The 23,822-nt window shown below is 50.1% G+C and carries 20 protein-coding genes, 1 tRNA gene and 1 other RNA gene; 12 read left to right on the forward strand and 10 right to left on the reverse strand.

Features of this window, described 5'->3' with window-relative positions:
- The 3 genes from ACQY8X_RS01565 to ACQY8X_RS01575 form a co-directional block, all read right to left on the reverse strand.
- Positions 1 to 382 (reverse strand): efflux RND transporter periplasmic adaptor subunit (locus ACQY8X_RS01565; protein ID WP_428033382.1); only part of this gene is annotated, 382 nt, incomplete at its 3' end.
- Positions 372 to 1,007: a TetR/AcrR family transcriptional regulator gene (locus tag ACQY8X_RS01570; RefSeq protein ID WP_428033383.1), complete on the reverse strand. Its 636-nt coding sequence runs from the start codon at positions 1,005 to 1,007 to the stop codon at positions 372 to 374. The genes ACQY8X_RS01570 and ACQY8X_RS01565, both read right to left, overlap by 11 nt.
- 196 nt (positions 1,008 to 1,203) lie before the next feature.
- Positions 1,204 to 2,385, reverse strand: coding sequence for a pyridoxal phosphate-dependent aminotransferase (locus tag ACQY8X_RS01575; protein ID WP_428033384.1), 1,182 nt, complete (start codon positions 2,383 to 2,385; stop codon positions 1,204 to 1,206).
- A 264-nt stretch (positions 2,386 to 2,649) separates the two neighbouring features.
- Here ACQY8X_RS01575 and uvrB point away from each other — a divergent pair, with 264 nt between their 5' ends.
- The 3 genes from uvrB (at position 2,650) to ACQY8X_RS01590 (ending at position 10,518) form a co-directional block, all read left to right on the forward strand.
- Positions 2,650 to 4,662: an excinuclease ABC subunit UvrB gene (gene uvrB / locus ACQY8X_RS01580; protein ID WP_428033385.1), complete on the forward strand. Its 2,013-nt coding sequence runs from the start codon at positions 2,650 to 2,652 to the stop codon at positions 4,660 to 4,662.
- A 209-nt stretch (positions 4,663 to 4,871) separates the two neighbouring features.
- Positions 4,872 to 7,523: a bifunctional diguanylate cyclase/phosphodiesterase gene (locus ACQY8X_RS01585; RefSeq protein WP_428033386.1), complete on the forward strand. Its 2,652-nt coding sequence runs from the start codon at positions 4,872 to 4,874 to the stop codon at positions 7,521 to 7,523.
- Between the two features lie 349 nt (positions 7,524 to 7,872).
- Positions 7,873 to 10,518 (forward strand): bifunctional diguanylate cyclase/phosphodiesterase, encoded by a 2,646-nt coding sequence (locus ACQY8X_RS01590; RefSeq protein WP_428033387.1) that lies wholly within the window; start codon positions 7,873 to 7,875, stop codon positions 10,516 to 10,518.
- 70 nt (positions 10,519 to 10,588) lie between these two features.
- Here the strand turns inward: ACQY8X_RS01590 and ald are convergent, their stop codons facing one another.
- Positions 10,589 to 11,704 carry an alanine dehydrogenase gene (ald, locus tag ACQY8X_RS01595; RefSeq protein ID WP_428033388.1) on the reverse strand — a complete coding sequence of 372 codons (1,116 nt, stop codon included), beginning with the start codon at positions 11,702 to 11,704 and terminating at the stop codon, positions 10,589 to 10,591.
- Positions 11,705 to 12,099: 395 nt separating this feature from the next.
- On the opposite strand from ald, the gene ACQY8X_RS01600 reads away from it, so the two are divergent.
- The 4 genes from ACQY8X_RS01600 to ACQY8X_RS01615 all read left to right on the forward strand — a co-directional run bounded on the left by ACQY8X_RS01600 (position 12,100) and on the right by ACQY8X_RS01615 (position 14,461).
- Positions 12,100 to 13,077, forward strand: coding sequence for a response regulator (locus ACQY8X_RS01600; protein WP_428033389.1), 978 nt, complete (start codon positions 12,100 to 12,102; stop codon positions 13,075 to 13,077).
- Positions 13,078 to 13,085: 8 nt separating this feature from the next.
- Positions 13,086 to 14,042 (forward strand): diguanylate cyclase, encoded by a 957-nt coding sequence (locus ACQY8X_RS01605; RefSeq protein WP_428033390.1) that lies wholly within the window; start codon positions 13,086 to 13,088, stop codon positions 14,040 to 14,042.
- A gap of 189 nt (positions 14,043 to 14,231) precedes the next feature.
- Positions 14,232 to 14,308, forward strand: a tRNA-Val gene (locus ACQY8X_RS01610).
- 32 nt (positions 14,309 to 14,340) lie between these two features.
- A non-coding RNA gene (locus tag ACQY8X_RS01615) (RtT sRNA) lies at positions 14,341 to 14,461 on the forward strand.
- A 380-nt stretch (positions 14,462 to 14,841) separates the two neighbouring features.
- Here ACQY8X_RS01615 and ACQY8X_RS01620 read toward each other — a convergent pair.
- From ACQY8X_RS01620 to ACQY8X_RS01635, 4 genes are all read right to left on the reverse strand, one after another.
- A complete protein-coding gene (locus ACQY8X_RS01620; protein WP_428033391.1) occupies positions 14,842 to 15,495 on the reverse strand; it encodes a cytochrome b/b6 domain-containing protein in 654 nt (217 codons plus the stop codon).
- Between the two features lie 77 nt (positions 15,496 to 15,572).
- Positions 15,573 to 16,046, reverse strand: a complete 474-nt coding sequence (locus tag ACQY8X_RS01625; RefSeq protein ID WP_428033392.1) for a c-type cytochrome — start codon at positions 16,044 to 16,046, stop codon at positions 15,573 to 15,575.
- A gap of 166 nt (positions 16,047 to 16,212) precedes the next feature.
- Complete coding sequence (locus tag ACQY8X_RS01630; RefSeq protein WP_428033393.1) at positions 16,213 to 16,359, reverse strand: hypothetical protein; 147 nt, start codon at positions 16,357 to 16,359, stop codon at positions 16,213 to 16,215.
- A gap of 181 nt (positions 16,360 to 16,540) precedes the next feature.
- The gene (locus ACQY8X_RS01635) at positions 16,541 to 17,437 is read right to left on the reverse strand and encodes a LysR substrate-binding domain-containing protein (RefSeq protein WP_428033394.1); all 897 of its coding nucleotides are present in this window, start codon (positions 17,435 to 17,437) and stop codon (positions 16,541 to 16,543) included.
- Positions 17,438 to 17,545: 108 nt separating this feature from the next.
- On the opposite strand from ACQY8X_RS01635, the gene ACQY8X_RS01640 reads away from it, so the two are divergent.
- From ACQY8X_RS01640 to ACQY8X_RS01660, 5 genes are all read left to right on the forward strand, one after another.
- A complete protein-coding gene (locus tag ACQY8X_RS01640) occupies positions 17,546 to 18,610 on the forward strand; it encodes a tartrate dehydrogenase (RefSeq protein ID WP_428033395.1) in 1,065 nt (354 codons plus the stop codon).
- Positions 18,611 to 18,884: 274 nt separating this feature from the next.
- Entirely contained in the window at positions 18,885 to 19,052 is a 168-nt protein-coding gene (locus ACQY8X_RS01645; RefSeq protein WP_428033396.1) for a hypothetical protein, read from the forward strand.
- Positions 19,042 to 19,896, forward strand: coding sequence for an EamA family transporter (locus ACQY8X_RS01650; RefSeq protein ID WP_428033397.1), 855 nt, complete (start codon positions 19,042 to 19,044; stop codon positions 19,894 to 19,896). Before ACQY8X_RS01645 ends, ACQY8X_RS01650 begins: the two co-directional genes overlap by 11 nt.
- Before the next feature lie 37 nt (positions 19,897 to 19,933).
- Positions 19,934 to 21,118, forward strand: coding sequence for a chromate efflux transporter (chrA, locus tag ACQY8X_RS01655; RefSeq protein WP_428033398.1), 1,185 nt, complete (start codon positions 19,934 to 19,936; stop codon positions 21,116 to 21,118).
- Between the two features lie 169 nt (positions 21,119 to 21,287).
- A complete protein-coding gene (locus tag ACQY8X_RS01660; protein ID WP_428033399.1) occupies positions 21,288 to 22,349 on the forward strand; it encodes a GGDEF domain-containing protein in 1,062 nt (353 codons plus the stop codon).
- Positions 22,350 to 22,355: 6 nt separating this feature from the next.
- Here the strand turns inward: ACQY8X_RS01660 and ACQY8X_RS01665 are convergent, their stop codons facing one another.
- Together ACQY8X_RS01665 and ACQY8X_RS01670 are read right to left on the reverse strand one after the other, a co-directional pair.
- Positions 22,356 to 22,868 (reverse strand): RNA methyltransferase, encoded by a 513-nt coding sequence (locus ACQY8X_RS01665; protein WP_428033400.1) that lies wholly within the window; start codon positions 22,866 to 22,868, stop codon positions 22,356 to 22,358.
- A 29-nt stretch (positions 22,869 to 22,897) separates the two neighbouring features.
- Positions 22,898 to 23,815, reverse strand: a complete 918-nt coding sequence (locus ACQY8X_RS01670) for a glutaminase (protein WP_428033401.1) — start codon at positions 23,813 to 23,815, stop codon at positions 22,898 to 22,900.
- Positions 23,816 to 23,822: the final 7 nt, after the last annotated feature.

Consider the following 23,822-nt stretch of genomic DNA (forward strand, 5'->3'; position numbering starts at 1 on the left):
ATGAATCCATATCCTGTTGTGAACCTACCTTTTTCTTCACCAGGCTGGCCGCCCGGTTATAGGCGATACGGCTGAGATTTACCCGTGCTTTACTTTCCTGTAGCTGAGCTTTGTATAGTGATGCGTCTAATACCACCAGTGTTTCACCCGATTTAACCGTGGAGCCTTCGGTGAACAATACTTTCTCAACGCTGCCGCTCTGTTCCGGGCGCAGAATGATCGATTCGTTAGCGCTCAGACCGCCAACTGCCTCGATCATCTGAGTGAGGGATTTGCTTTGTACATGTATCACTTCTGCAGGCAAACCTGCAGCCTGAGTCATGGATGAGCAGATTAGCGTCAGGCTGAGTAACGCAGGGGGCAAGAACTGATTAAATTTCATTATTATCTCCATCCTTAGTCTCAGGATTTTCCAATGGTGCAAATAGTATATATATAGTGTCGGCTACTTCACGCAGCGGGGTGGTTGACGCTTCAACTTTGGTACGTAACAGTGCGCCCTGCCAGCTATCCCAAAAAAGTTGGGCCAGAGCCCGGGCAGGAAGGTCAGCGCGAAAACTCCCCTGCAACTGTCCGCCTTTAAAACTTTCTTCAATACAATCGATTACCCGGTTGCAGGAGAGTCTGATGATCTCGCGAAAGGAGTCGCTGGCATTGCCGACCTCTCCCATCATATTCGTTAATAAGCAGCCAGTTGAATCGGGGTCATTCTCATAATCTTCAATGAATTGATTGATCGCAAGCAGAAATCGCTTCAGTAAATTACCTTCGTTATCACTGGTGCGTTTATCCCACTTTTCATCTTCAAGTTGATGACTGTATTCCAGTACTTCAACGGCAAACTGCTCTTTACTCTCGAAATAGTTATAAAAAGAGCCTTTAGGCACCTGGCAGGTGTCGAGGATCTCCTTCAGGCCGGTGCCGTGATAACCCTTGCGGTTAAAGAGATCCATGCCCGTTTGCAGGATCTTCTCCCGGTTGTGTTCGTTTCTTTTGGGGCGAGTCATATTAATTAGACCGGTCGTCTTAAAAAAGAAAATATTATAGTGAGACTTTGCTGAAATGCCAATGCTGTTTAGATTAAAGTTTTCTGAACAGTTAAGCCTGATCCGGCTTGCTCAAAAGAGGTGCGGATATGAGAGGGGGGTGGCAATGATGAGACAAAAAAGCCGGGCTTAGCCCGGCTTACAGAGTACTGAAAAATTACTTTTCCAGCGCAGCTTTAATGCGGCTGATCGCATCTTCGAGAATGTCCAGCGAGGTTGCGAAGGATAAACGCATGTTACCCGGGGCGCCAAAGGCAGAGCCCGGCACCAGTGCTACGCCTGCTTCCAGGAGCAGGAACTCAGCCAGGTCGAGATCATTCTCAAAGCGCTCATCTTTGTCGATGATCTGCTGAAAACTCGGGAACGCGTAGAAGGTGCCATCAGCGGGGATGCAGTCAACGCCTTCGATTTCGTTGAGTTTTTCGACCACAAAGTCATGGCGCTGTTTGAACGCCTTAACCATCTCTTTAACACACTCCTGATCACCATCCAGAGCAACCTGTGCGGCAACCTGAGAGATGGAGGTTGGGTTGGAGGTGCTTTGAGACTGGATCTTCTTCATCGCGCCAATCAGTTTCGCCGGGCCCGCAGCATAACCAATACGCCAGCCGGTCATTGAGTAAGCTTTAGACACGCCATTCAAGACGATGGTGCGGTCATACAGCTCAGGGCAGACGTTAAGAATATTGATGAATGGCGTATCGGTGAACAGGATATGCTCATACATGTCATCCGTTGCGATCAGTACATCAGGATACCTGGCCAGTACCTCACCCAGAGCTTTCAGTTCTGCTTCTGTGTAGGCAACGCCAGTCGGGTTAGACGGGCTGTTCAGTACTAACAGTCGGGTCTTGTCAGTGATCGCGTCTTCCAGTTGTGCCGGAGTGATTTTGAAGCGCGCTTCTTGGGTGGTGGTGACAATCACCGGTACACCTTCGCCCATCAGCACCATATCCGGATACGATACCCAGTAAGGCGCAGGAATAATCACTTCATCGCCCGCATTCAATAGCGCCAGTGACAGGTTAAAGAAGCTTTGCTTGCCGCCGCAAGACACCAGAATCTGATTGGCTTCGTAGTCAAAGCCGTTATCCCGTTTGAATTTGGCAATAATGGCTTTTTTCAGAGCGGGCGTACCGTCAACAGCTGTATATTTCGTGAAGCCGTTATTCAGCGCTTCAATAGCAGCGTTTTTAATGTGATCCGGGGTGTCGAAATCGGGTTCACCGGCACCCAGGCCAATAATATTTTTACCCGCTGCACGCAGTTCAGCAGCACGGTTAGTCACTGCCAGTGTCGGAGAAGGTTTAATGCTGTTAACGCGATCGGAGAGTTGCATTGTCCTAGCCATATCCTCTGAAAAAAAGTGGTCCTATACCACGGTGTGTTCAACCGACAAATAATACCGGAATCCGGGTTGCGGAAAAATCATTTTCATCGTTCATTCCGCTTAAAAGTCGTATTTATTTCAACAAAGTGACAACTATCTCTGAAATAGTGATTTACTTTTTAGCAGATGATCGTTCAGCAGAAAATTTTTCATACAGGTATAATAGTCGGCTTCCGTTTTTGTGCCGTATAGATCAGTTATGAAACAACTATTATGAAGCAACGTTTTCAGATTCAGTCAAAGTTTCAACCTGCCGGAGATCAGCCCGCTGCGATTAAGGGGCTGGTCGATGGCATTCATGCCGGTCTTGCGGCACAAACCCTGCTGGGGGTTACCGGATCGGGTAAAACCTTCACCATCGCGAATGTGATCGCAGAGCTACAGCGGCCAACGATTATCATGGCGCACAACAAAACCCTGGCGGCGCAGCTATATGGCGAGTTTCGTGAGTTTTTTCCGAATAACGCCGTTGAGTACTTCGTTTCCTATTACGACTATTATCAGCCAGAAGCCTATGTGCCTTCATCGGATACCTTTATTGAGAAGGACGCTTCGATCAACGAGCATATCGAGCAGATGCGTTTATCGGCCACTAAGGCGCTTCTGGAGCGGGATGATGCGATCATCGTTGCCACCGTTTCAGCGATTTACGGTCTGGGTGATCCCAAGTCTTATCTGGGGATGATGCTGCACCTTGATCGCGGGGATGCGGCGGATCAGCGAACCATTTTGCGCCGTCTGGCAGAGCTGCAGTACACCCGCAATGATGTGGAGCTGCACCGGGGAACCTACCGGGTGCGGGGTGACGTGATTGATGTTTTTCCGGCGGAATCAGAGAAAGAAGCGGTACGGATTGAGCTGTTTGACGATGAAGTAGAGAACATCAGTTATTTTGATCCGCTGACCGGCGAAGTGTTGCGCCGTGTTCCCAGAGCAACCATCTATCCTAAATCCCACTACGTTACGCCGCGGGAGAAACTGTTGGAAGCGGTCGATAACATTCTTGAAGAGCTGCATCCCCGGCTGGAGCAGTTGCGCAGTAACGATAAACTGGTTGAAGTGCAGCGGCTTGAACAGCGGGTAATGTATGACGTGGAGATGATCAAGGAGCTGGGTTATTGCTCTGGCATTGAAAACTACTCCCGTTATTTGTCAGGGCGGGCACCGGGCGAACCCCCACCAACACTGTTTGATTATCTGCCAGCGGATGCTTTGCTGGTGATGGATGAATCCCATGTCACCATCCCGCAGCTGGGGGCGATGTATAAAGGTGACCGTTCCCGTAAAGAAACCCTGGTGGAATATGGTTTCCGGCTACCCTCAGCGCTGGATAACCGGCCGATGAAGTTTGAAGAGTGGGAGCGCCAGGCACCACAGATGATTATGGTGTCGGCCACGCCGAGTAAGTATGAAGCTGCTAATGCTGGTCAGGTGGTTGAGCAGGTGGTACGGCCAACCGGGTTGCTTGATCCTCTGGTTGAGGTGCGTCCTGCCCGTACTCAGGTGGATGACTTGCTGGGTGAAATTAACCAGGTGGCTGCGAAAGGCGAACGGGTTGTGGTCACTGTTCTGACAAAGCGTATGGCCGAGGATCTGACTGAATATCTGGATGAGCATGGGGTGCGGGTGCGCTATCTGCACTCTGATATTGATACGGTTGAGCGGGTTGAAATAATTCGTGACCTGCGCATCGGTGAGTTTGATGTGCTGGTGGGTATCAACCTGCTACGGGAAGGGATTGATATGCCGGAAGTGTCACTGGTGGCCATTCTGGATGCCGATAAGGAGGGCTTCCTGCGCTCCGAAACCTCAATGATTCAGACTATCGGTCGTGCTGCACGGAATATCAATGGTCGGGCCATCCTCTATGCCGACCGGATTACTGGTTCAATGCAGCGGGCCATTGATGAAACCGAACGGCGGCGGAATAAGCAGATCTCCTATAATGAGCAGCATGGTATTACCCCGGTCGGTATTCAAAAATCGGTTGCTGATATTATGGAAGGTGCGTCTTCAATACCTGGGCGTAAAACCAAATCGGGACGTAAGGTGGCTGAGCCGGTGACAGAGTATCAGCTGGATGCGAAGAAGCTCAGTTCTGCTGAACTGGCTAAAACGATGAGCCGGTTGGAAGATCAGATGTATGAAGCAGCCAAAAATCTGGAATTTGAGAAAGCGGCGCATTACCGCGATCAGCTGGAGAAACTCAAACACAGCGGTCTGTAACTCATCGTTGCGTTCAGCCCTTAGTTGCAGTTATAACATCGCTGCTGTTTAGCAGAAAACATCTGTTCAGTTACTCAATCTGAGTGGCAATCATACTCTTTTGTCGCTGGGGTTCTCTATATTATATCTGACATCTTTTCGTGACAGAGGGGTTAGTCTCAGGACACCCTCTGTGTCGAGTTGTATCCCCTACGAATGGTGAAGCTGATATGCGATCCCGAAATATCCTGTTGATTCTCACGTTCACCTGCGGACTTACCGCCGTGCTGGGTGTCATAGTGAACTATCTGGTGTTAGGGGCATACACGCAACAGGATACCCGGCGTAATGTTGGGGATGTTGTTGCCCATATTAATCATGATCTGAAACTGTTTATCGATGGTTTTCGTGTGCAGGTGGCAATTCAATCGACGCTGCCTGAGATCAGAGAGTATCTGATAACGCAGAGGGAAGATGTAACGCCGGTGTTGAACAGTATTTGTTCCCTGAGTGATTCCTCTCTTTGTTACCTTCTGAATCTGCAGGGCGATATCATTGCTGTTAATGATGTGCCCGAAAAAGCGAAGTTGCTGACGGACAATTTTTCATATCGCCCCTATTTTAAAGAGGCCTTATCTCAAGGCTCGGCCGTTCAGTTGGCGGTAGGGGCGACAACACTGCGAAGAGGTATCTATTTTTCCCATAGTATCGAGGATGATGATGGTGAATTGCTGGGTGTTGTGGTGAATAAATTTCCGCCGGAGACATTAGAGCAAAAGTTTGATGAGCTGCCGGGTATTGCATTGTTGGTCGATAATGACGGTCTGATCTTTGCTTCGAGCCGTAAGGAGTGGTTGTTACAGCGCCTGCCGGTGTCGAATTTAATATCCGGGCCTGAGGATGGTCAGGCACTCGCTGATCTGGCTGTGACGTTTGAACGGATAAATAGGGATACCGTGCAGGGCCCGGCGGGCAATCAGTATAAGGTGTATACACAGCCCTCCTCATTATTACCCGGATGGAACCTGGTCTATCTCAATGCGCATAACTCTTCCTGGGGCGGAGAGTTTGGCCATAGAGTTTTATATCTGATGTTTGCTATTACGCTGTTAGTCTTTTCGCTGATCATTTTTCTCTATCGGGAGGGAAGAAGGCAGATTGATTATCGGGTTCAGGTTGAAGCTGAACTGCGAAGGAGTGAAGCCCGATTATTACAGCTATCAGGGGTTGCAACTGAAGCCGTCATCATGCATCGGGGAGACCTTATTCTTGATTTTAACCTGGCAGCGGAAAGACTGTTCAGGTGTCAGGGAGATCAGTTAAGACGTCTTTCACTGCTTGAGTTGTTTCATACCCCATCCCGTACGGAGATTAAAAAACTATATAGCCATAGTGAGTCCAGTTTTGAGTGTGATGGGGTACGTCCTGATGGCAGTCGTTTCAATGCCATTGTTAACTATCAACAGACTAAGATTGATGATGAAACCGTTGGAATAAGCTGTATTCGGGATATTTCTGAGCTCAAAGAGCATGAACAGAAAGTGCTTTACCAGGCTCAGTTTGATGCCCTTACCAATCTGCCTAACCGTTCCCTGATGCTTGAGAAACTGCTCAGTGCAATTGCTGCAGCAGAGGCAGGCGATAAGCTGCTTACATTGATGTTTATTGATCTTGATGATTTCAAGTGGGTGAATGACTCGATGGGGCATGAGGAGGGGGATGAGTTGCTGATTAAGGTCGCTAACAGGCTGCGAGCGATCCTTGGTGGGGAGCATACTTTGTCTCGCTATGGTGGTGATGAGTTTATCCTGGTGATTGAGGGCCAGAAAGACCTCTACCTGACGGAAGAGATAGCACTGAATATTTTATCTGCGTTAGCCCGTGAATTCCGGGTAAAAGACCGGAGTTACTATATCAGTGCAAGTATTGGTATCGCGGTGGCTCCTACCGATGGCACTGTGCCGGATGAAATCCTGCGCAAAGCCGATACGGCGATGTACCGGGTGAAAGCGTCGGGGCGTAATGGCTACAGTTTTTATACTCCGGATATGAATAAAGATGTTATCAGAAACCTGGAGATTGGCCGTCAGCTTCGCAATGCGCTGGAACGTCATGAGTTAAGCCTGCACTTTCAACCTGTCTTCAATATCAAGCAGCAACGGGTGTCTGCCACTGAAGCGTTATTACGCTGGAATAATCCAGTGTTGGGCCCGATCGGCCCCGATGAGTTTATTCCGGTCGCAGAGCAGACCGGATTGATCGTGCCCATTGGTGACTGGATTATCGAAGAGGCTTGTCGGTGCGGTCAATCCTGGCGGGAAACGTTGGGATCAGAGTTAAGGGTGGCTATCAATGTTTCACCGGTGCAGTTCAGGGATAGCCATATTCTTTCAGCCCTGCGAAGTGGTTTAAATAAAACCGGTTTTCCACCCTATCAGCTTGTGATCGAGATTACCGAAGGGCTTCTGATTCGTAATGATGAGGAAACCGCTCAGACTCTGGACCAGATAAAAGCGATGGGTATCAGAATTGCGATGGATGACTTTGGTACAGGTCACTCCTCTCTGGGGTATCTCAAGCAGTTTCCCTTTGATAGTGTCAAGGTGGACAGAAGCTTTATTCGGGATCTGGAAGAGGACCAGGGTGACCAGCAACTGGTAACCGCAGCAATTACCATGGCAAAAGGGTTGGGACTCAGAGTCGTTGCTGAGGGAGTAGAGAACGAGTTTCAGTATGAGTTTCTTGCCCAGGCTGACTGTGATGCGATACAGGGGTATTTTTTCGGTAAACCGGTTCCTGCGAATGAGTTTGTCGACTTAGTGAAAGCCTGTAATGAGCGCTATCAATACGACCTGATCGGTTCCTATCTGACACCCGATTAATTGTTCCTCTTTATCTGAGTCATTCTGTTGCCGATAACAGGGGCTGTTCTGGGGTAGGCTGAGCCGGTTGCTCACTTTCTGCTGGAACAGATTATGAGTACATTAGTTTAGTTGGGTATGGCACCAGCGCTAGCATATCTGTCCCGTGGTGCTTCGATATTATGACAAGCTTGTTTGCAGTTGACTGCTGCTCAATATGAGTAGAGTTGTTACAGGGAGATCGGGTAAATCGTTCATGGTACGTGTAGATTAAGCCTGATATTTAAAGGATGTTTGTTATGCTTAGTTTTATTATCAATTTGGGCTGCGGTTTGATGGCGTACATAGTTACCATTGTCAGGTATGGGCGATGAAAGCCAGAGCCGTTTTGTTTGCGATTACGCTGTTGTGCTGTCTAGTTGCCGCGACGGGTGTGATTGCTAATTATCTCAATTTGTTGAGTTTTTCAGAGCGTGATGCACAGCGCAGCGCGGTTAATATCATTGACTTGCTGCAGCGCGAGATGGATGCCCTGTTTGAGGGGCATTCCAGTCAGGTTGCTATTCAGGCAGTCTTACCGGATATCCGGCGTTACCTGTTAGGTGAAGTGCTGGATATCAGCCCGATGCTGAATAACGTCTGCACTTTGTCAGGGGCTTCGTTGTGCTTCATTCTTGATAAGAATGGCGTCTTTGTCGCGGCCAATGACTTTGAATTTAAAGATCAGGCGATCAATAAGGACTTCTCTTTTCGTCCCTACTTCCGTGAAGCGGCTGCTTCAGGTTCCTCTGTCTATCCGGCGTTAGGCGCTAGTACTCATGAACGGGGTATCTATTTTTCTCACCGGGTGGTGGATACTGAGGGGAAGTTTATCGGGATAGTGGTCAATAAATATCCTCTGGAACCGTTAGAAACGCGTTCATGGCATCACTCAGGTCATGTTGTGTTAGTGGACCGCAACGGCATCATTTTCGCCTCCAATATACAGGAGTGGATTTTCAGTAGTCTGATGCCGCTGGACCCAATGCAGCAGGCGGCTATTCGCCAGAGCGGCCAGTATGGCGGACAGGTAAAGAGTGCTGAGCAGTTTAAATGGTTAGAGGATAGCTTGGTTGAGGATGCTTCGGGACGACACTACCGGGTTTATTCGACCTCTATCGAATTCCTGCCTGGCTGGTCATTAACCTACCTTGACGATACTGTACACTCGCTGTTTGCCAGTCGACAGTCACTCTGGTTGTGGCTGATGGTTGGCTTTAGTCTTGTAGCGATGGCAATGGTCAGCTTTCTTTATCGCCATGGCAGCCGCCAGATTTTGCTGCGGCAAGAGGCTGAGTCCGATTTAAAACGTAGTCAGGCGCGCTTGCAGCAATTGTCTCAGGTGTCGACTGAAGCGATCATTATGCATCAGGGCGGTCGGATTCTTGATTGTAACCCTGTGGCTGAGGTGATGTTTGGCTATCGGCGACAGGAACTGCTAAACCTGCCAATGCTGCAACTGTTCGATACCGATCAGCAAGGCGATGTCGAACAGTATTACAATCATGATGAACCCGGCTTCGAAACGCGGGCGGTGCGGGCTGATGGCTTGGTATTTCCGGTTGAGGTCTCCTATCAGTTTACTCAGCTAGACGATGACTCAGTGGGGATGAGCTGCCTCAGGGATATATCCGAACGCAAAGAGTATGAACAAAGAGTGCAGTATCAGGCACAGTTTGATGCGCTGACCAATTTGCCGAATCGTAAGCTGATGCGGGCGCGTTTAAACCGTTCGATTATCAATGCCCAGTCAAAGGGCAATCTGGTTATCCTGATGTTTATCGATCTGGATGATTTTAAGAAAATCAATGACACCCTGGGGCACGAGGTTGGAGATGAGTTGCTGGTACTGGTTGCCCGGCGGCTGCAGGATGCTGTTCGTGAGGATGATACTCTGGCGCGTTATGGTGGTGACGAGTTTATTCTGCTGCTGGAGAATCAGGATAATCTTTATAATGCTGAAATCGTTGCACAAAAAATTCTCAAAATGCTGGGAATGGCGTTTCAGATACAGCAGCGTAGTTTTTATATCAGTGGCAGTATCGGTATTGCCGTCTCTCCTGGCGATGGAGTAGACCCGGATGAGTTGCTGAAAAAGGCCGATACTGCGATGTATCGGGTAAAAGAGCAGGGACGTAACGGCTTCAGCTTTTACTCTCCGGAGATGAATGACTATGTGTTGGGACGTCTGGAGGTTGAACAACAGCTCAGGGGAGCCCTTGAACACCAAGAGCTGAGCATGCACTATCAACCGATCTACTGTCTGCACCGGAAGAGGGTGATTGGCGCTGAAGCGCTGATTCGCTGGAATAACCCGACGTTGGGGCAGGTGTCGCCGGAACAGTTTATACCGGTGGCAGAGCAGACCGGGTTGATACTTTCAATCGGAGAGTGGATTATCCGGCAGGTCTGTGAGCAGGGTGTTCGCTGGCAGCGCAGTTTAGGCGAAAGCTACCGTATGGCTTTGAATGTCTCTCCGCGACAGTTTCGCGATGGACAGATTGTACCGGTATTGCTGCGGATACTTGAAGAAACCGGGCTTGATCCATCCTGCTTAGAGATTGAGATCACCGAAGGTCTGCTCGTGAGAAACGATGATTCAACCGCTCAAACACTGGCCCAACTGAAGTCGATGGGGATCTCCTTGTCGATGGATGATTTTGGGACAGGCTACTCATCGTTAAGTTATCTGAAGCAGTTTCCCTTTGACGTGATTAAGATTGATCGTACTTTTGTCCGCGATTTGGCGGAAGATCCCGGGGACCAGCAATTGGTCACGGCAACGTTGGCGATGGCGAAAGGTTTGGGGTTAAAAGTGATTGCCGAAGGGGTTGAAAACCAGTTTCAGATGGATTTTCTTGCTCGTGCCGGGTGTGATGCTTTGCAGGGCTACTATCTGGGACGGCCGGTAACAGCTGAAGCATTTGAGGAAAACATCATTTCTCCGAAAGAGTTTAGTAAAATGCTTGGGGTGTAAGAAAAGCGCTATCGACAGAATAGCGCTTTCGGCTGGCCCATGATAATGACTCAAGGGTATTATCGTTGCGCTAACTAATCGCCTGTTCGGGCCTTACATAGTCATACTCCAGCGCTGTCGCAACCGCCTCATAGGTGATGTTTCCCCGGTGCACATTCAAACCGTTGCGCAGATGTGGATCATCAAGCAGCGCCTGCTTATAACCTTTATTAGCGAGGGCCAGGGCAAACGGCAGGGTGGCATTGGTCAGAGCGAAGGTTGCGGTTCGTGCGACCCCTCCTGGCATATTGGCAACACAGTAATGAATAATACCCTCCACTTCATAGGTAGGGTGTTGATGGGTGGTGGCGTGAGAGGTCTCAAAACAGCCCCCCTGATCAATGGCGACGTCTACCAGAACAGCGCCATTTTTCATTTTCTTCAGCATTTCACGGTTGAGCAGTTTCGGCGCAGCCGCCCCGGGAATCAGCACCGCACCGATCACCAGATCAGATTGGATCACTTCATGCTCGATACTTTCAACACTGGAGTACAGGGTTTTCAATCGTGGGCCATATTGTTCATCCAGCATTTTCAGACGGGGGAGTGAGCGGTCCAGAATAGTTACATCGGCGCCCAGTCCCATCGCCATACGGGCGGCATTGATACCGACAACACCACCGCCGATTACTGTGACTTTGGCGGGCGCTACGCCGGGAACACCCCCTAACAGAACCCCCATGCCTCCCTGGGCCTTTTCCAGTGCATGAGCACCTGCCTGAACAGACATCCGTCCGGCAACCTCACTCATCGGTGCCAGTAGTGGCAAGCCTCCCTGTGCATCGGTGACCGTTTCATAGGCGATAGCGATACAGTTCGACTCAATCAGTAAGCGGGTCTGCTCCGGGTCTGGAGCGAGGTGCAGGTAGGTAAACAACAGCTGTCCAGAGCGCAGCATTTTGCATTCGTTAGGCTGAGGTTCTTTCACCTTAATAATCATCTCCGCAGTGGCAAAGATCTCCTGCGGAGTATCAATCAGAGTAGCTCCTGCCGCTTCATACTGATGGTTCAGCAGGCCGATTGCCGTACCAGCGTCACGCTGCACTATGACGCTGTGTCCATGACTCACCAGTTCACGAACCCCGGCCGGAGTGATACCGACGCGGTATTCGTTGTTTTTGATCTCTTTTGGGATACCAATCAACATACCTGGCCCTCCTTGTGAGCACTTCTTAGAATCGTGATCTGAATCCGATACAACGGTAATCAATAGATAGATTAAAGTTAGCCTAAGTTAGCTCGCCTGAGGCAGGTTATTCGTCTGAATATGGATAAAAATCAGATGATTTGGGAGAATAATATTTAAAATACAGAAAGAAAAAATAGTGCTTTTTGTGGGTTTAATGCTTGTATCAATGCCGGGCCGCTACGCGCCTGCCAGTGTCGCTCACTCAGGCAGATGCAAGAATGATAACTGATTAAATAATGTACTGAACCCATTATTGTCACTCTCGCGTAATTGTTTTCTTGCGGTTTATCCATTAGGCTCACATACCATCTGCTGTTATTCTCTGGAAGGAAAACGGAAAAAGGAAAACGTCTTTGAGTGCACCTGTTCCTGTTATTATCTGTGATGATTCCCGTTTGGCGCGTAAACAGATGGCCGCGGCTTTACATGGCTGGAATGTGGACATCACCTTTGCTGAGCTAGGCCAGCAAGCGCTGGACGCTGTGCGTGCACAAAAAGGTGATGTTCTGTTTCTGGATCTGAATATGCCGATCATGGATGGCTATCAGGTGCTGGAAGAGATCCGTAAACATGATCTGCCTACCCTGGTGATTGTTGTTTCGGGGGATATACAGGCTGAAGCCAGAAACCGGGTACTGGCGTTGGGGGCGCTGGAGTTTATAAAAAAGCCCTGTTCGCCGGAGGCGATTGCCGATGTCTTGCATCGATATGGCTTACTTTCCGAGCTTGAACATCCCGGGGATCAAACACGCAATCAAGAGGTCATAGAGCTTCCTGACTATTATCAGGAGATATCTAATGTGGCGATGGGGCAAGCAGGGGCTATGCTTGCCAGCCTGCTTGATACGTTTGTTGATCTGCCCATCCCTAATGTGAGGCTGGTATCTTCAGGCGAGGTGAATAGATTACTTCTGTCTGCTGTCAGCAGCGGCTTTAATCTTGTCAGTCAGGGGTTTGTTGGCCCTGATCTCGCGGGGGAAGCATTGTTGGTGATTAAACGCAGTAATCTGAATACCATTGCCAGTCTGATGGATATGCAAAGCCAGGAGGAGCAGCTTGAGGCAGAACTGGAAATGTTTCTTTCCAATGTCCTGATTGGCGCCTTCTCATCAAGCTTTTCAAAGCAACTGGACATCTCTCTAAGCAGGGCAACCCCTATCATCTTGCGTAACTTTTCTGGGATGACCGCGCAAAACTCCCAATGGCAGGAGACGTTGATGATCTCGATAGACTATCAGCTGAAAGCACAGAGTTTTCATTGTGAGCTTCTGATTATTTTCACTGCGGACTCACTGCCAAAATTACAGGAAATGGCGAGATACTTTGGATGACAGGAGATATGAATCAGGAAATAGAAGATCTGCACTGGAACCTGGGCTTATTACAGAATCTGGAAGTGGGATTGGTGGTGGTCGATCGTGACAGTTATATCTGCATGTGGAATGGATTTATGGAAAATCACTCTGGCATCTCAGCCAGCAAAGCGGTTAACCAAAATCTCTTTTCGCTCTATCCTGAACTTCCTGCGCGATGGTTGAAGAAAAAAATTGAGGCGGTTTTACTACTCAGCAATACTGCTTATATCTCCTGGGAGCAACGGCCTTACCTGTTTCCGTTTAAGAGCAATCGCCCGATTACGGGAAGTGCATCTTATATGTATCAGAACGTTACTCTCTCCCCTTTAAGCTCCCCTTCCGGGCAGATTGATCATATAGGCATTCTCATCTACGACGTTACGGATAATGCGATCAGCCAGCAGAAACTGGAGGAAGCCAATCAGCAGTTGCAATCCCTTAGCCGCACCGATGGCCTGACCGGACTATATAATCGTGCCTATTGGCAGGAGTGCCTGGAAAAAGAGTTTGATCGTTTTGCCCGGATGAAGGAGACCAGCTCTGTTATTATGTTTGATATCGACCACTTTAAAAAAGTGAACGATACCTACGGTCATCAGGCGGGAGATCTGGTTATTAAGACAATCGCGCAGACACTGCAACAATATGTGCGAAAAACAGATATCACGGGCCGTTATGGTGGTGAAGAGTATGGCGCTATTCTGGTTGGGACCTCCGGTGAAAATGCGCTGGTCTTTGCGGAGCGATTGCGCGCCGCTGTTGAGGCGAGTGTGATGCAGTATGGTGAATATAGCCTGAAGGTTACTATCAGTTTGGGAGTATCCGAGATTGCACTTAGTCAGATGAATGCGTTGGCATGGTTGGAACAGGCTGACCAGGCCCTGTATAAATCGAAACAGAATGGCCGTAACCGGGTGACTCTCTTCGACCCCCGGGCCTGATCAGACCAGGCTGGCGTCGTGGCACTTTTAGTCAGCGTCGGTGTGGCGTTAAAACAGTTTTAAGATGGGCCGAAAAGCCAAAGAGAGCACATTTTACCGGTCATATATGTAATAAAGGTTATAGCGCTGAAATTTTCTTAAATAAAGTATTGAATAGATCAGACGCAACCGTATAATACGCATCACTTCAGGACTATAGCTCAGTTGGTTAGAGCGCTACCTTGACATGGTAGAGGTCGGCGGTTCGAATCCGCCTAGTCCTACCAGATACAAAAAGAAACCGCCTTCTGGCGGTTTTTTTGTATCCGGACTAGCGGATGAGAATCGCAGGTTCGAGCCGAGCGAAGCGAGACAGCATCGGAGCGTGCGACGATGACCCGAAGGTTTTTATTCTGTGAGTAACTCTTTCTGAACTTCATCAAGGGCCAGACGAACCTCGTTTAAAATTAAACGGTCAGCCAGTCTTTCATCTATATCCGGTACATCCCACTCAAAAATAGTGCGATACTTTTCGATTAAATCTTTTACGTCTTTGATGATGTCGCTGCGATGTGCCGATAACTCTAACTCTTCAACGTGGGCCATACTCATTTATCTCCGTAATACATAGGAATCTACTGAAGCGGTTACTTGCCTCCACTCAGTGCGATATGGAACATAATAGATGCTTTCTTCCATTTTAATACAGCTATCAAACAGACAGGCTAAGATCATCATCCTCTCAAACCCCGGTAAACGGTGTTCAGGTTTAAATCAACCGGACGGTTTCATGGTGATTATCAGATGAACCGTTTCATTATCACAGAGGCAAACCAAACAGATAGTAAACCCACGCCCCGCTGAGTCCTGAGCACAGGATAAAGGCAAGGGGATTAACCGGACCTCTTGGTTTTGCGTTCCCTGCGTCTTGTTTCCGACCGGTGAACATGGAGGCAACTAATGACTCTTTTGATACAATGCTGTGAACGATGACTCCCAGAATATGCAGTCCCACGAAACACTGCAGGATCAACTGAACCCTGTGATGAACCTCGGCACCTAAACTGGAAAGCGCCTCACTCGCGCTGGCGTAAAATGGGCCTTCCCATAGCACTTCATCAGAGGTGACCAGGCCCGAGGCGATTTGCAAGATGAGCAACAGCATCAGCAGTATGACCATCATTGCCCCCGCAGGGTTATGGCCATAAAAGTGTTCAGGCTGGCCTTTAACCAGTGATGTCAGATAGCTGAGCGCTTTGCCTGGTGATACCACAAAAGAGCAGAACCGGGCATAGTGTGTACCGACAACGCCCCATAAAATACGAAATAAAATTAAGCCTGAAAGAAGATAACCGCTATAAAAGTGCCATTTCATCAGGCTGTCGTCCCAGCTGCCGCTGTAAATCAGAAATACAACGAGTGAAACCAGTAGCCAGTGAAACATTCGGGTGGGCAGGTCCCAGACCTTAACCATCAACTAGATACTCCTTATGCGATTGACGATTGGGATAAGGGTAGCCTTATCGGCTAACAAGGCTACCGGCAGAGCTATTATTTAGCGCGATACTCTTCGTGGCACCCTTTACATGACTTACCTAGCGGGCCAATGGCTTTACGTAATGCATCAAGCCCCTGACCGGCATTGGCAGCCATTGTTTCAGCGGCGGCGGCAAACTCCTTATTCTTTTGGCCGATCTCAGATCCTTCCTGCCAGATCGCGGCTTTCGCTTTTGTTTTGCCAGATAACCCTTCTGCGTCCATATCAGAGCCTTTTGGCCACATCAGCTGGTTGTTCATTAAAGACGCATTTTTGAGGTTATTGGCCAGCGTTTGAGCTATATCGGCATCGTAGTCACGCTGACCTTTGGCCATTGCACCCAGAACGCCGATATTGAACTTAAGCATCTGGAAATAACCCTGGCGACCTTCAATCTGCTCAGCAAACGGATACTCTTCTGCCATTACGGGTGCAGATACCGTCGCTAATACTGTTGCGCACAATGCTGCTTTAATAACCATTTTCATTATTCGACACTCCTGGTCTGATTTAATATTTTTTTATGGTATCACTCTCTGATATATAAGGAAGGGCTAATGTTGATTGATAATAAGTAAAGTTATGTAAAGTCAGCCGGTTTTTGAGGCCTGCAGAGCGCCATATGTTCGACGGGTGCAAGGCTGATCCGGTCTCTCAGCTGCGATTGGTCGATTCGAAGCTCTTGTCGGCATTACTGGCAATAAAACCATCAAACAGAGCGCCCCCAGCGTGTTTATAGCGCATGGCAAACGCATAAAAACAGGTAGAAACCGTGCGTGTCTGGCCGCAGCTAAAAGTCATCTATTCACTTTCCTCTGACAGGGTATCGTAGTCTGCTGCTGTGATCGGTTGCCACAGCAGTCCCCGGGCAAAAATCGCCGGGCCATTTCAATCAGCATAGAGCCAAACTTATTGGCTGCCTGATATAAGTACAATAGCGCTTTTTGATAGGGTTATACCGTCAACCTATAGACGAGGCTCTTTAAACCTTTTTCAGTGCTGTTTCCAGCAGGGTGACAAACACTTTACGTTTTGCTGAGGTCTCCAGCCGTGATGGGTAGATTGCGTGGATATCAGCTTGCTGACTATAGTCCGGGAGTATGCGGATAAGGTGGCCGCGGTTCAGTTCCTCGCGGATATTCCACACTGATCTGAGCATGATACCCCGGCCATCGAGACACCACTGTTTGGCCACGCTGCCGTTATTAGTGGTTAGCGGCGCGGTTAATTTGATACTTTTTTTGCCGGCTCTGCTCTCCAAACGCCAGTGTCCATAGCTCTGATCCCGTTCCCGGATGCCGATGCAGCGGTGACGGTTCAGCTCGGCCAGCTGTTGCGGTGTGCCATACTCTTCCAGATAGGCTGGCGCGGCGCAGAGAATTCGCTGGTTTTCACAGAGGCGTCTGGCGATCAGCTGTTGAGGCAGTTCACCGCCGACTCGCAGTTCAATATCAAACCCCTCTGAAATCAGATCGACGGGACGGTCGAGCAACTCCAGATCAATCTCCAGTTGCGGATACTGCTGGCTAAAGCGGGACACCACCGGTGCGATAAAGTGGCTGCCAAATCCGCTACTGGTGACAATTCTTAGTTTACCTTTGGGTATCAGCTGTTCGTTGACAATTTCAGCTTCCATCTGCTCCATCGTTTCCAACAGGCGCTCTGACCACTCCAGGGCTATTTTACCTTCGGGGCTCAGTATCACCTGCCGGGCGTTGCGAATAAACAGGCGCACGCCCAGATGCTTCTCCAGCAGGTTGATCCGTTTGCTGATATATGCCGGCGAGACATCCAGGCTGTCGGCCGCACTACTGAAGCCTTGCAATCGGGCAGCGACTACGAACACCTGTATATCGTTAAGGGGAGGAAGTTGATTCACGCTTCGTGATCCTTGTCTTTACGCTATGGCTTTTTAATCTACGTATCATATCGAATAAGATGGTTATTTCCGAATTCGAAAAGATCTCTTTTTCAAGTGAGTACGACGATGAACAAAGTAAAGATTGCGGTGATTCCCGGTGATGGTATCGGTAAAGAGGTTATCCCTATTGGGATGCAGATACTCGAAGCGGCAGGGCGTAAACATGGGGTGGAGTTTAACTGGACAGAGTTTGACTGGTCCTGTGAAACCTATCATCGCACCGGGCGGATGATGCCTGAAGATGGTCTGGAGCAGCTGAAAGGGTTTGATGCGATCTATCTGGGGGCGGTGGGCTTTCCTGGTGTGCCTGATCATATCTCCCTTTGGGGATTGCTGTTGCCGATTCGCCGGGCGTTTGATCAGTACGTTAACCTGCGTCCTGTCCGTTTGTTTGAGGGGGTGCCATGCCCGTTAGCAGGAAAGAAACCCGGCGATATCGATTTCTACGTGGTCAGGGAAAACGTTGAAGGGGAGTACTCCTCTGTGGGTGGCATTCAGTATGAGGGCACCGAACATGAGGTGGTTTCGCAGCAGAGTATTTTTACCCGTCGTGGGACCGATCGCATTCTCAAATATGCGTTTGAACTGGCGCAAAGCCGCCCGGCGAAGCATCTGAGTTCTGCAACAAAATCCAACGGCATCTATCACTCAATGCCTTACTGGGACAGCCGGGTCGAGGCGATGGCGAAAGACTATCCGCAGATAAATGTGGATCAGTACCATATCGATATTCTCACGGCTAACTTTGTACGCATGCCGGAACACTTTGATGTGGTGGTGGGGTCAAATCTGTTTGGCGATATTCTCTCAGATCTGGGACCTGCCTGTACCGGCACCATCGCCATCGCGCCATCGGCGAATATCAACCCGGAAAAAACCTTTCCGTCGATGTTCGAACCGGTGCATGGTTCGGCCCCGGATATTGCCGGGCAGGGGATCGCTAACCCACTTGGCACTATCTGGGCCGGTGCGATGATGATGCAGCATCTGGGCTTTGAGCAGATACACGACACCCTGATACAGGCGATGGCCAGCGTCTTAGCGGAGGGTAAAGCACTGACCCGGGATATGGGTGGCAACGCCAGTATGTTGGAGCTGGGTGCGGCGGTCATGGAGGTTATCGAGCGCTGAGCGGGTGACGTCATTGCTTAACTATTAGCAAGCTAAACAGGCGGATATTTCATATATTCGCCTTTTTTTTCGAAGCTGACCTGACATTTAGTCAACACTCGTAATATCCGCCAGTTAATCTGCCCTGATCAGTTGTGTCGTCCAACTGTCATCTTTCGTTCATCAAAATTCCTTACGCTCTCACCCGTTTATTCATTGAAGTGAGAGCGACTATGAAACGGTTATCTGAACAGCCCACCCTCGCGGCTGATGAATGTTGAGTTTGGACTCTTTAATGAAGCTGGCGAGCGTTGCAAGCCGTCTCTGGCTCACCCATATTAGCCATCGGTTGGATTGCTGGCTGGAGCATTCCGCCGCTACACTGCCTGAAGGGGTGTATATCGCCCGGGATGGAATGCTGTTTGAGATAGAAAGGGGTGTTGAGACAGATAATGACACTTGAGCCGGAAATTGCCGTCGCCCTGTCGGTTATGATGCATGTCACCTGGAACCTGATCGCCCGCTATCAGTCTTCCAACGCATTCCCTTTATGGTGGGTGTTGCTGGCGCATCTGGTGATATTTGCTCCCTGGGGGTTCTGGTCACTGGTGACGCAGGTTGACTGGACACTCTCGTTTGCTCTGTTGCTGTTAATCTCAGCGTCTGCCAATGTGGTTTATTTTATGGGGCTGCGACAGGCCTATCATCACGCTCCGGTGCCGCTGGTTTATCCGCTGGTGAGAAGTTCGCCGCTGTTGATCGCCATCTGGAGTGTGCTGTTACTGGGAGAATCACTGGGGCTGTGGGCATGGGTCGGTATTATTGTCAGTGTCGCCGGGTTGATAATTCTGGCGTTGAGTTCTGGCTCAACCGCTGATAGACGTGCTCTGCCCTGGGCGATGACCGCGATGCTGGCAACCAGCATCTATTCGCTGAGTGATAAATCGGCGGTTGCAAGCCTGCAGAGTTTTGGTGCCATTGTCGGGTTTATCTCTGTGGGGTATCTCGCTTCGTGGCTGGCGCTGACGTTGTTGCTCTATCGTCAAACCGCTGCCTGGCGACCAAAGCGCTGCATCTCTCCATTAGCGCTGTTGGCGGGAGGGTTTTGTATCGGTCTGGCCTACGCGCTGGTGGTGTTTGCGATGAAACAGATGCCTTCGGCGGTGGTGGTGGCGTATTCCAATGCCGGGATCATTCTGGCATCGCTGATCTCAATTATTGTCTTTCGTGAACGGATCGCCTGGCAGCAGCGGGTTCTTGCCGCTGTTACTATTCTGCTCGGTATTGTTATGATCTATCAGGGGTAGCGCGACCTTAGCGGTATTGTTGCGGTTAAAAGTATCTATGAATAAAGCTGATTCTCTGTGGCAGGTCTTTATCATCTTTTTGCGGCTGGGGCTGACCTCTTTCGGTGGGCCTGTCGCCCATCTCGGTTATTTTCGCGAGGAGTTTGTGGTCAGGCAGCGCTGGCTGTCCGAACAGGCTTACGCTGATCTGGTGGCCCTCTGCCAGTTTTTGCCGGGACCTGCGAGTAGTCAGGTTGGCCTGGCCATCGGTTTGTCCCGCGCCGGATACGCAGGCGCGATTCTGGCCTGGGTTGGTTTTACTCTGCCTTCAGCGATAGGCTTGGTGCTGGTGGCGTTTGGCTATCAGGTATTTGGCGATGCTATTCCTCCCGGTTTGCTAGCCGGGTTGAAGCTGGTTGCCCTGGCGGTGGTGGCACAGGCGGTATGGGGAATGGCGGTTGCTCTGTGTCAGGGTAGGGTGAAAATGACACTGATGATGTTATCCGCCTGTGTGGTGCTGATTAGCAGCTCAATCGCTAGTCAGATAGGGGTGATGCTGCTTGCCGCCGTGGCGGGGTTGCTGCTGATCCGTCCGCACAGTTCGGCGTCTGATAATAGTCTGAATATCGGCATCAGTCGCCGGGGCGCAACCCTGTGGTTGGGTGTGTTTATCCTGCTCCTTCTGGGGCTACCGCTCCTGCAGCAGCTATACCCGGCTCAGCTTTTAGCCCTGGTCGATAGTTTTTATCGCACCGGCTCGCTGGTGTTTGGTGGCGGTCATGTGGTGTTGCCGCTGTTGCAAGCGCAAACCGTTGCCTCCGGCTGGGTCAGCCCGGAGGCTTTTCTGGCCGGGTATGGGGTGGCTCAGGCAGTCCCCGGGCCACTGTTTACCTTCAGTGTCTTTTTGGGGGCATCGATGCAGCTGCAACCCTCCGGTATTGTGGGGGCCTTGGTCTGTCTGCTGGCGATATTCTTACCCTCCTTTCTGTTGGTGTTTGCCGCATTGCCTTTCTGGCAACGCCTACGGGATAATTGCCGGGTGCGTTCAGCGCTTGCTGGCGTCAATACCGCGGTGGTTGGTATTTTGCTGGCTGCACTCTATGACCCGGTCTGGAGCAGCAGTATCCACAGGCCCGCAGAGTTTGCCTTTGCACTACTGGCTTATATGGCTCTGGTTTTCTGGAAGTTGAAACCCTGGCTGGTAGTGATGCTTTCAGCAGGCCTGGGAACGATTTTTCTTTGAGATGTGTGTGCGGTTAGCCGTTAGAAGCACAGGCTTGCTTTGGGGGTTCTGTTGTTAGCTATGTCGCATGACGGTATTAAAAAGGTAAGAAAACGTGCCACAAGATATCTGCAATTAACGTGTTTTGTCGTATAGTCCCACTTTTATAAGTTTAAGAAGCATAGTGCACATGGGTAAACACAAACCTAACCCCTATTCTGATGACACCAATGAAAAGGCCGCTGAGAACCTCAGGCTTGCGCTCTCTGTTTTGAGGGAGCATCGCTTGCCGAGCACGCCAGTCAATTATCGTCTTGCGTATGATCTGATTGATGGCCGAAGCCGGTCTCTGAATACAGCGTTTAAAGCAATCCTGTCCTCTGACAGCGATAATCTGAATGAGGATCTGTGGGCTCTGTATCGCACATTCTATGTACAGGATGAGGAGGCTCTGGAACTGATTCGTTCAGAGCTTCAGGGGATTGTGTCTGCTGTGGTGAATGAGTGTGGCTCATCCGGCAATGATTTGTTGGGCTATGCTGACAGACTAAACTCGCTGGCCGACCTGATGAGTAGTGAAGCCGGGTCTGAACTGACACTGGTTGCTGTTATGGATGCGATTAAAGATACCCGGCAGGTTGCTGTATCGCAACAGCAGCTGGGTAGTCAGCTGGCCGAAGTCTTGAAAGAGGTTCGTGAGATACATAAAGCGATCGATGAAGTTCGGGAAGAGTCTCATGTTGACCCCCTGACCGGCGTTTCCAATCGCCGGGCTTTTGATCTTGCTTTAGACAGCATGATTGAGAAGTCGGTAGGACTGGGTGAGCCGCTCAGCCTGCTGTTATGTGATATCGATCATTTTAAACAGTTTAATGATGATTATGGCCATCTGGTCGGGGACAAGGTTCTGCAGTTTGTTGCTAAACAGCTAAAGAAGTCGATCAAAGGCCGGGACTTCGTGTGCCGCTTTGGTGGTGAGGAGTTTGCGATTATTTTGCCGCAAACGCCGCTTGAAAATGCCCTTATTGTTGCTGATCAGCTGAGGCGGGAGATATCAAAAAGCCGGTTAAAAAGAGCCAATTCAGAAGAGGTCTACGGCCATGTTTCCGTTTCATTTGGTGCGGCAGAGCTGCTTGCGGATGAAACCCGCAACCAGCTGATAGAGCGGGCAGACAGAGCGCTTTATCGGGCTAAAGACAATGGCCGTAACCGGGTCGAAGCCAGTGTTGCTGAAGTACAACCCAGGGGGTAATAACGTTTAATTTTTAAACACCAGGCGGTTATTCACGTCGCGGCTCTGCTTAATCCGCTCCCCATGATCTATCTGCAGGTTTTGCTTAGCCATCCGGTCATAGAGCACTACATTGACCGTGGCGGCCAGATTCATGCAGCCAACGGTGGGCACGTAGACAACCGCATCAGCCAGATCAACAAGCGACTGATCAATGGAGCCATCTTCCGGGCCGAAGATATACAGGGCATCCTGCGGATGAACAAAGTCGGGCAGGGGGACAGCGCCTTCGGCCAGTTCAACACAGATCAGCTGGTTATGTTTACCCACCAGTTCCGTAAACGACTCTACCGCGGTTAACGGAATCTGCTTATTGATGTCGCGGGTATCCAGATGATACTTAGCCGCGCGTTCAAAGCGCGTGCCGCTGTAGTAGATAGCTGAAGCACCATAACAACCGGCTGCGCGCATGACGGCACCCACATTGGAGGGGCTTTTCGGGTTACATAATGCGATGGCGGCAGAGCCTTGGTTTTCCACGTAAAATCCTTATCTATGCGTTAAATGGGTTAGCCAAAAATAGACCAGCCGGTGTGCTGTACCAGTTTTTCCAGCGCTTCGGTGCCCAGTTTGCTGTTTCCCACATCATCCAGACCGGGGGACCAGACGGCGATCGACGCTTTACCCGGTGCGATGGCCAGAATTCCGCCGCCGACACCACTCTTACCCGGCAGGCCGACCCTGAAGGCAAATTCGCCAGAACCGTCATAGTGGCCACACATCAGCATCAGCGAGTTAATCCTGCGGGCCCGCAGTGGCGAAACAACCCGGGTTCTGGTTACGGGGTTGCGCCCATCATCGACCAGAAAAAGGCCGGATTTAGCCAGCTGCTGGGTATTCATGGCGATAGAACAGTGGTGAAAATAGGTGCCTAAGACGCAATCAACCGGGTTTTTCATCCGTCCAAATGACGCCATAAAGTGGGCCAGAGAGGCGTTCCGGTCGCCAGTGATCAGTTCTGACTGCGCCACTTTCTCGTCGATGCTGATGCTGTCATCGTCGGCGATAAAACGGACAAAGTGTAAAATCTCAGCCAGTGTTTCTTTTGGCTGGTGCCCCATCAGAATGGCATCGGCGATGGCAATGGCACCGGCATTAATAAAGGGGTTTCTGGGTTTTCCCTGTTCATGCTCCAGCTGCACGATGGAGTTAAACGGGTCGCCTGAGGGTTCACGGCCAACCCGGGACCATACCGCATCACCCAGCTTGCCCAGGGCAATTGTCAGGGTGAATACTTTGGAGATACTCTGAATCGAAAACAGCCGGTCGCTGTGACCGGCACTGAAGACCCGTCCGTCCGCCAGCGCCACCGTAATGGCGAACTGCTCAGGGTCGACACAGGCCAGCTGTGGAATATAATTTGCCACCTTGCCGCGTTCTTCACTCGCGCCGATGGTAGCAACGATCTCATCTAAAATAGCTTGCACCCTTATA

The organism is Amphritea sp., assembly GCF_050300915.1.
GTDB lineage: Bacteria > Pseudomonadota > Gammaproteobacteria > Pseudomonadales > Balneatricaceae > Amphritea.

Coding starts and splice junctions, on each gene's coding strand:
- ACQY8X_RS01570 (WP_428033383.1), bottom strand. CDS start 1,007: ATGACTCGCCCCAAAAGAAACGAACACAACCGGGAGAAGATCCTGCAA.
- ACQY8X_RS01575 (WP_428033384.1), bottom strand. CDS start 2,385: ATGCAACTCTCCGATCGCGTTAACAGCATTAAACCTTCTCCGACACTG.
- uvrB (WP_428033385.1), top strand. CDS start 2,650: ATGAAGCAACGTTTTCAGATTCAGTCAAAGTTTCAACCTGCCGGAGAT.
- ACQY8X_RS01585 (WP_428033386.1), top strand. CDS start 4,872: ATGCGATCCCGAAATATCCTGTTGATTCTCACGTTCACCTGCGGACTT.
- ACQY8X_RS01590 (WP_428033387.1), top strand. CDS start 7,873: ATGAAAGCCAGAGCCGTTTTGTTTGCGATTACGCTGTTGTGCTGTCTA.
- ald (WP_428033388.1), bottom strand. CDS start 11,704: ATGTTGATTGGTATCCCAAAAGAGATCAAAAACAACGAATACCGCGTC.
- ACQY8X_RS01605 (WP_428033390.1), top strand. CDS start 13,086: ATGAATCAGGAAATAGAAGATCTGCACTGGAACCTGGGCTTATTACAG.
- ACQY8X_RS01620 (WP_428033391.1), bottom strand. CDS start 15,495: ATGGTTAAGGTCTGGGACCTGCCCACCCGAATGTTTCACTGGCTACTG.
- ACQY8X_RS01625 (WP_428033392.1), bottom strand. CDS start 16,046: ATGAAAATGGTTATTAAAGCAGCATTGTGCGCAACAGTATTAGCGACG.
- ACQY8X_RS01630 (WP_428033393.1), bottom strand. CDS start 16,359: ATGACTTTTAGCTGCGGCCAGACACGCACGGTTTCTACCTGTTTTTAT.
- ACQY8X_RS01640 (WP_428033395.1), top strand. CDS start 17,546: ATGAACAAAGTAAAGATTGCGGTGATTCCCGGTGATGGTATCGGTAAA.
- ACQY8X_RS01645 (WP_428033396.1), top strand. CDS start 18,885: ATGAAGCTGGCGAGCGTTGCAAGCCGTCTCTGGCTCACCCATATTAGC.
- ACQY8X_RS01650 (WP_428033397.1), top strand. CDS start 19,042: ATGACACTTGAGCCGGAAATTGCCGTCGCCCTGTCGGTTATGATGCAT.
- chrA (WP_428033398.1), top strand. CDS start 19,934: ATGAATAAAGCTGATTCTCTGTGGCAGGTCTTTATCATCTTTTTGCGG.
- ACQY8X_RS01660 (WP_428033399.1), top strand. CDS start 21,288: ATGGGTAAACACAAACCTAACCCCTATTCTGATGACACCAATGAAAAG.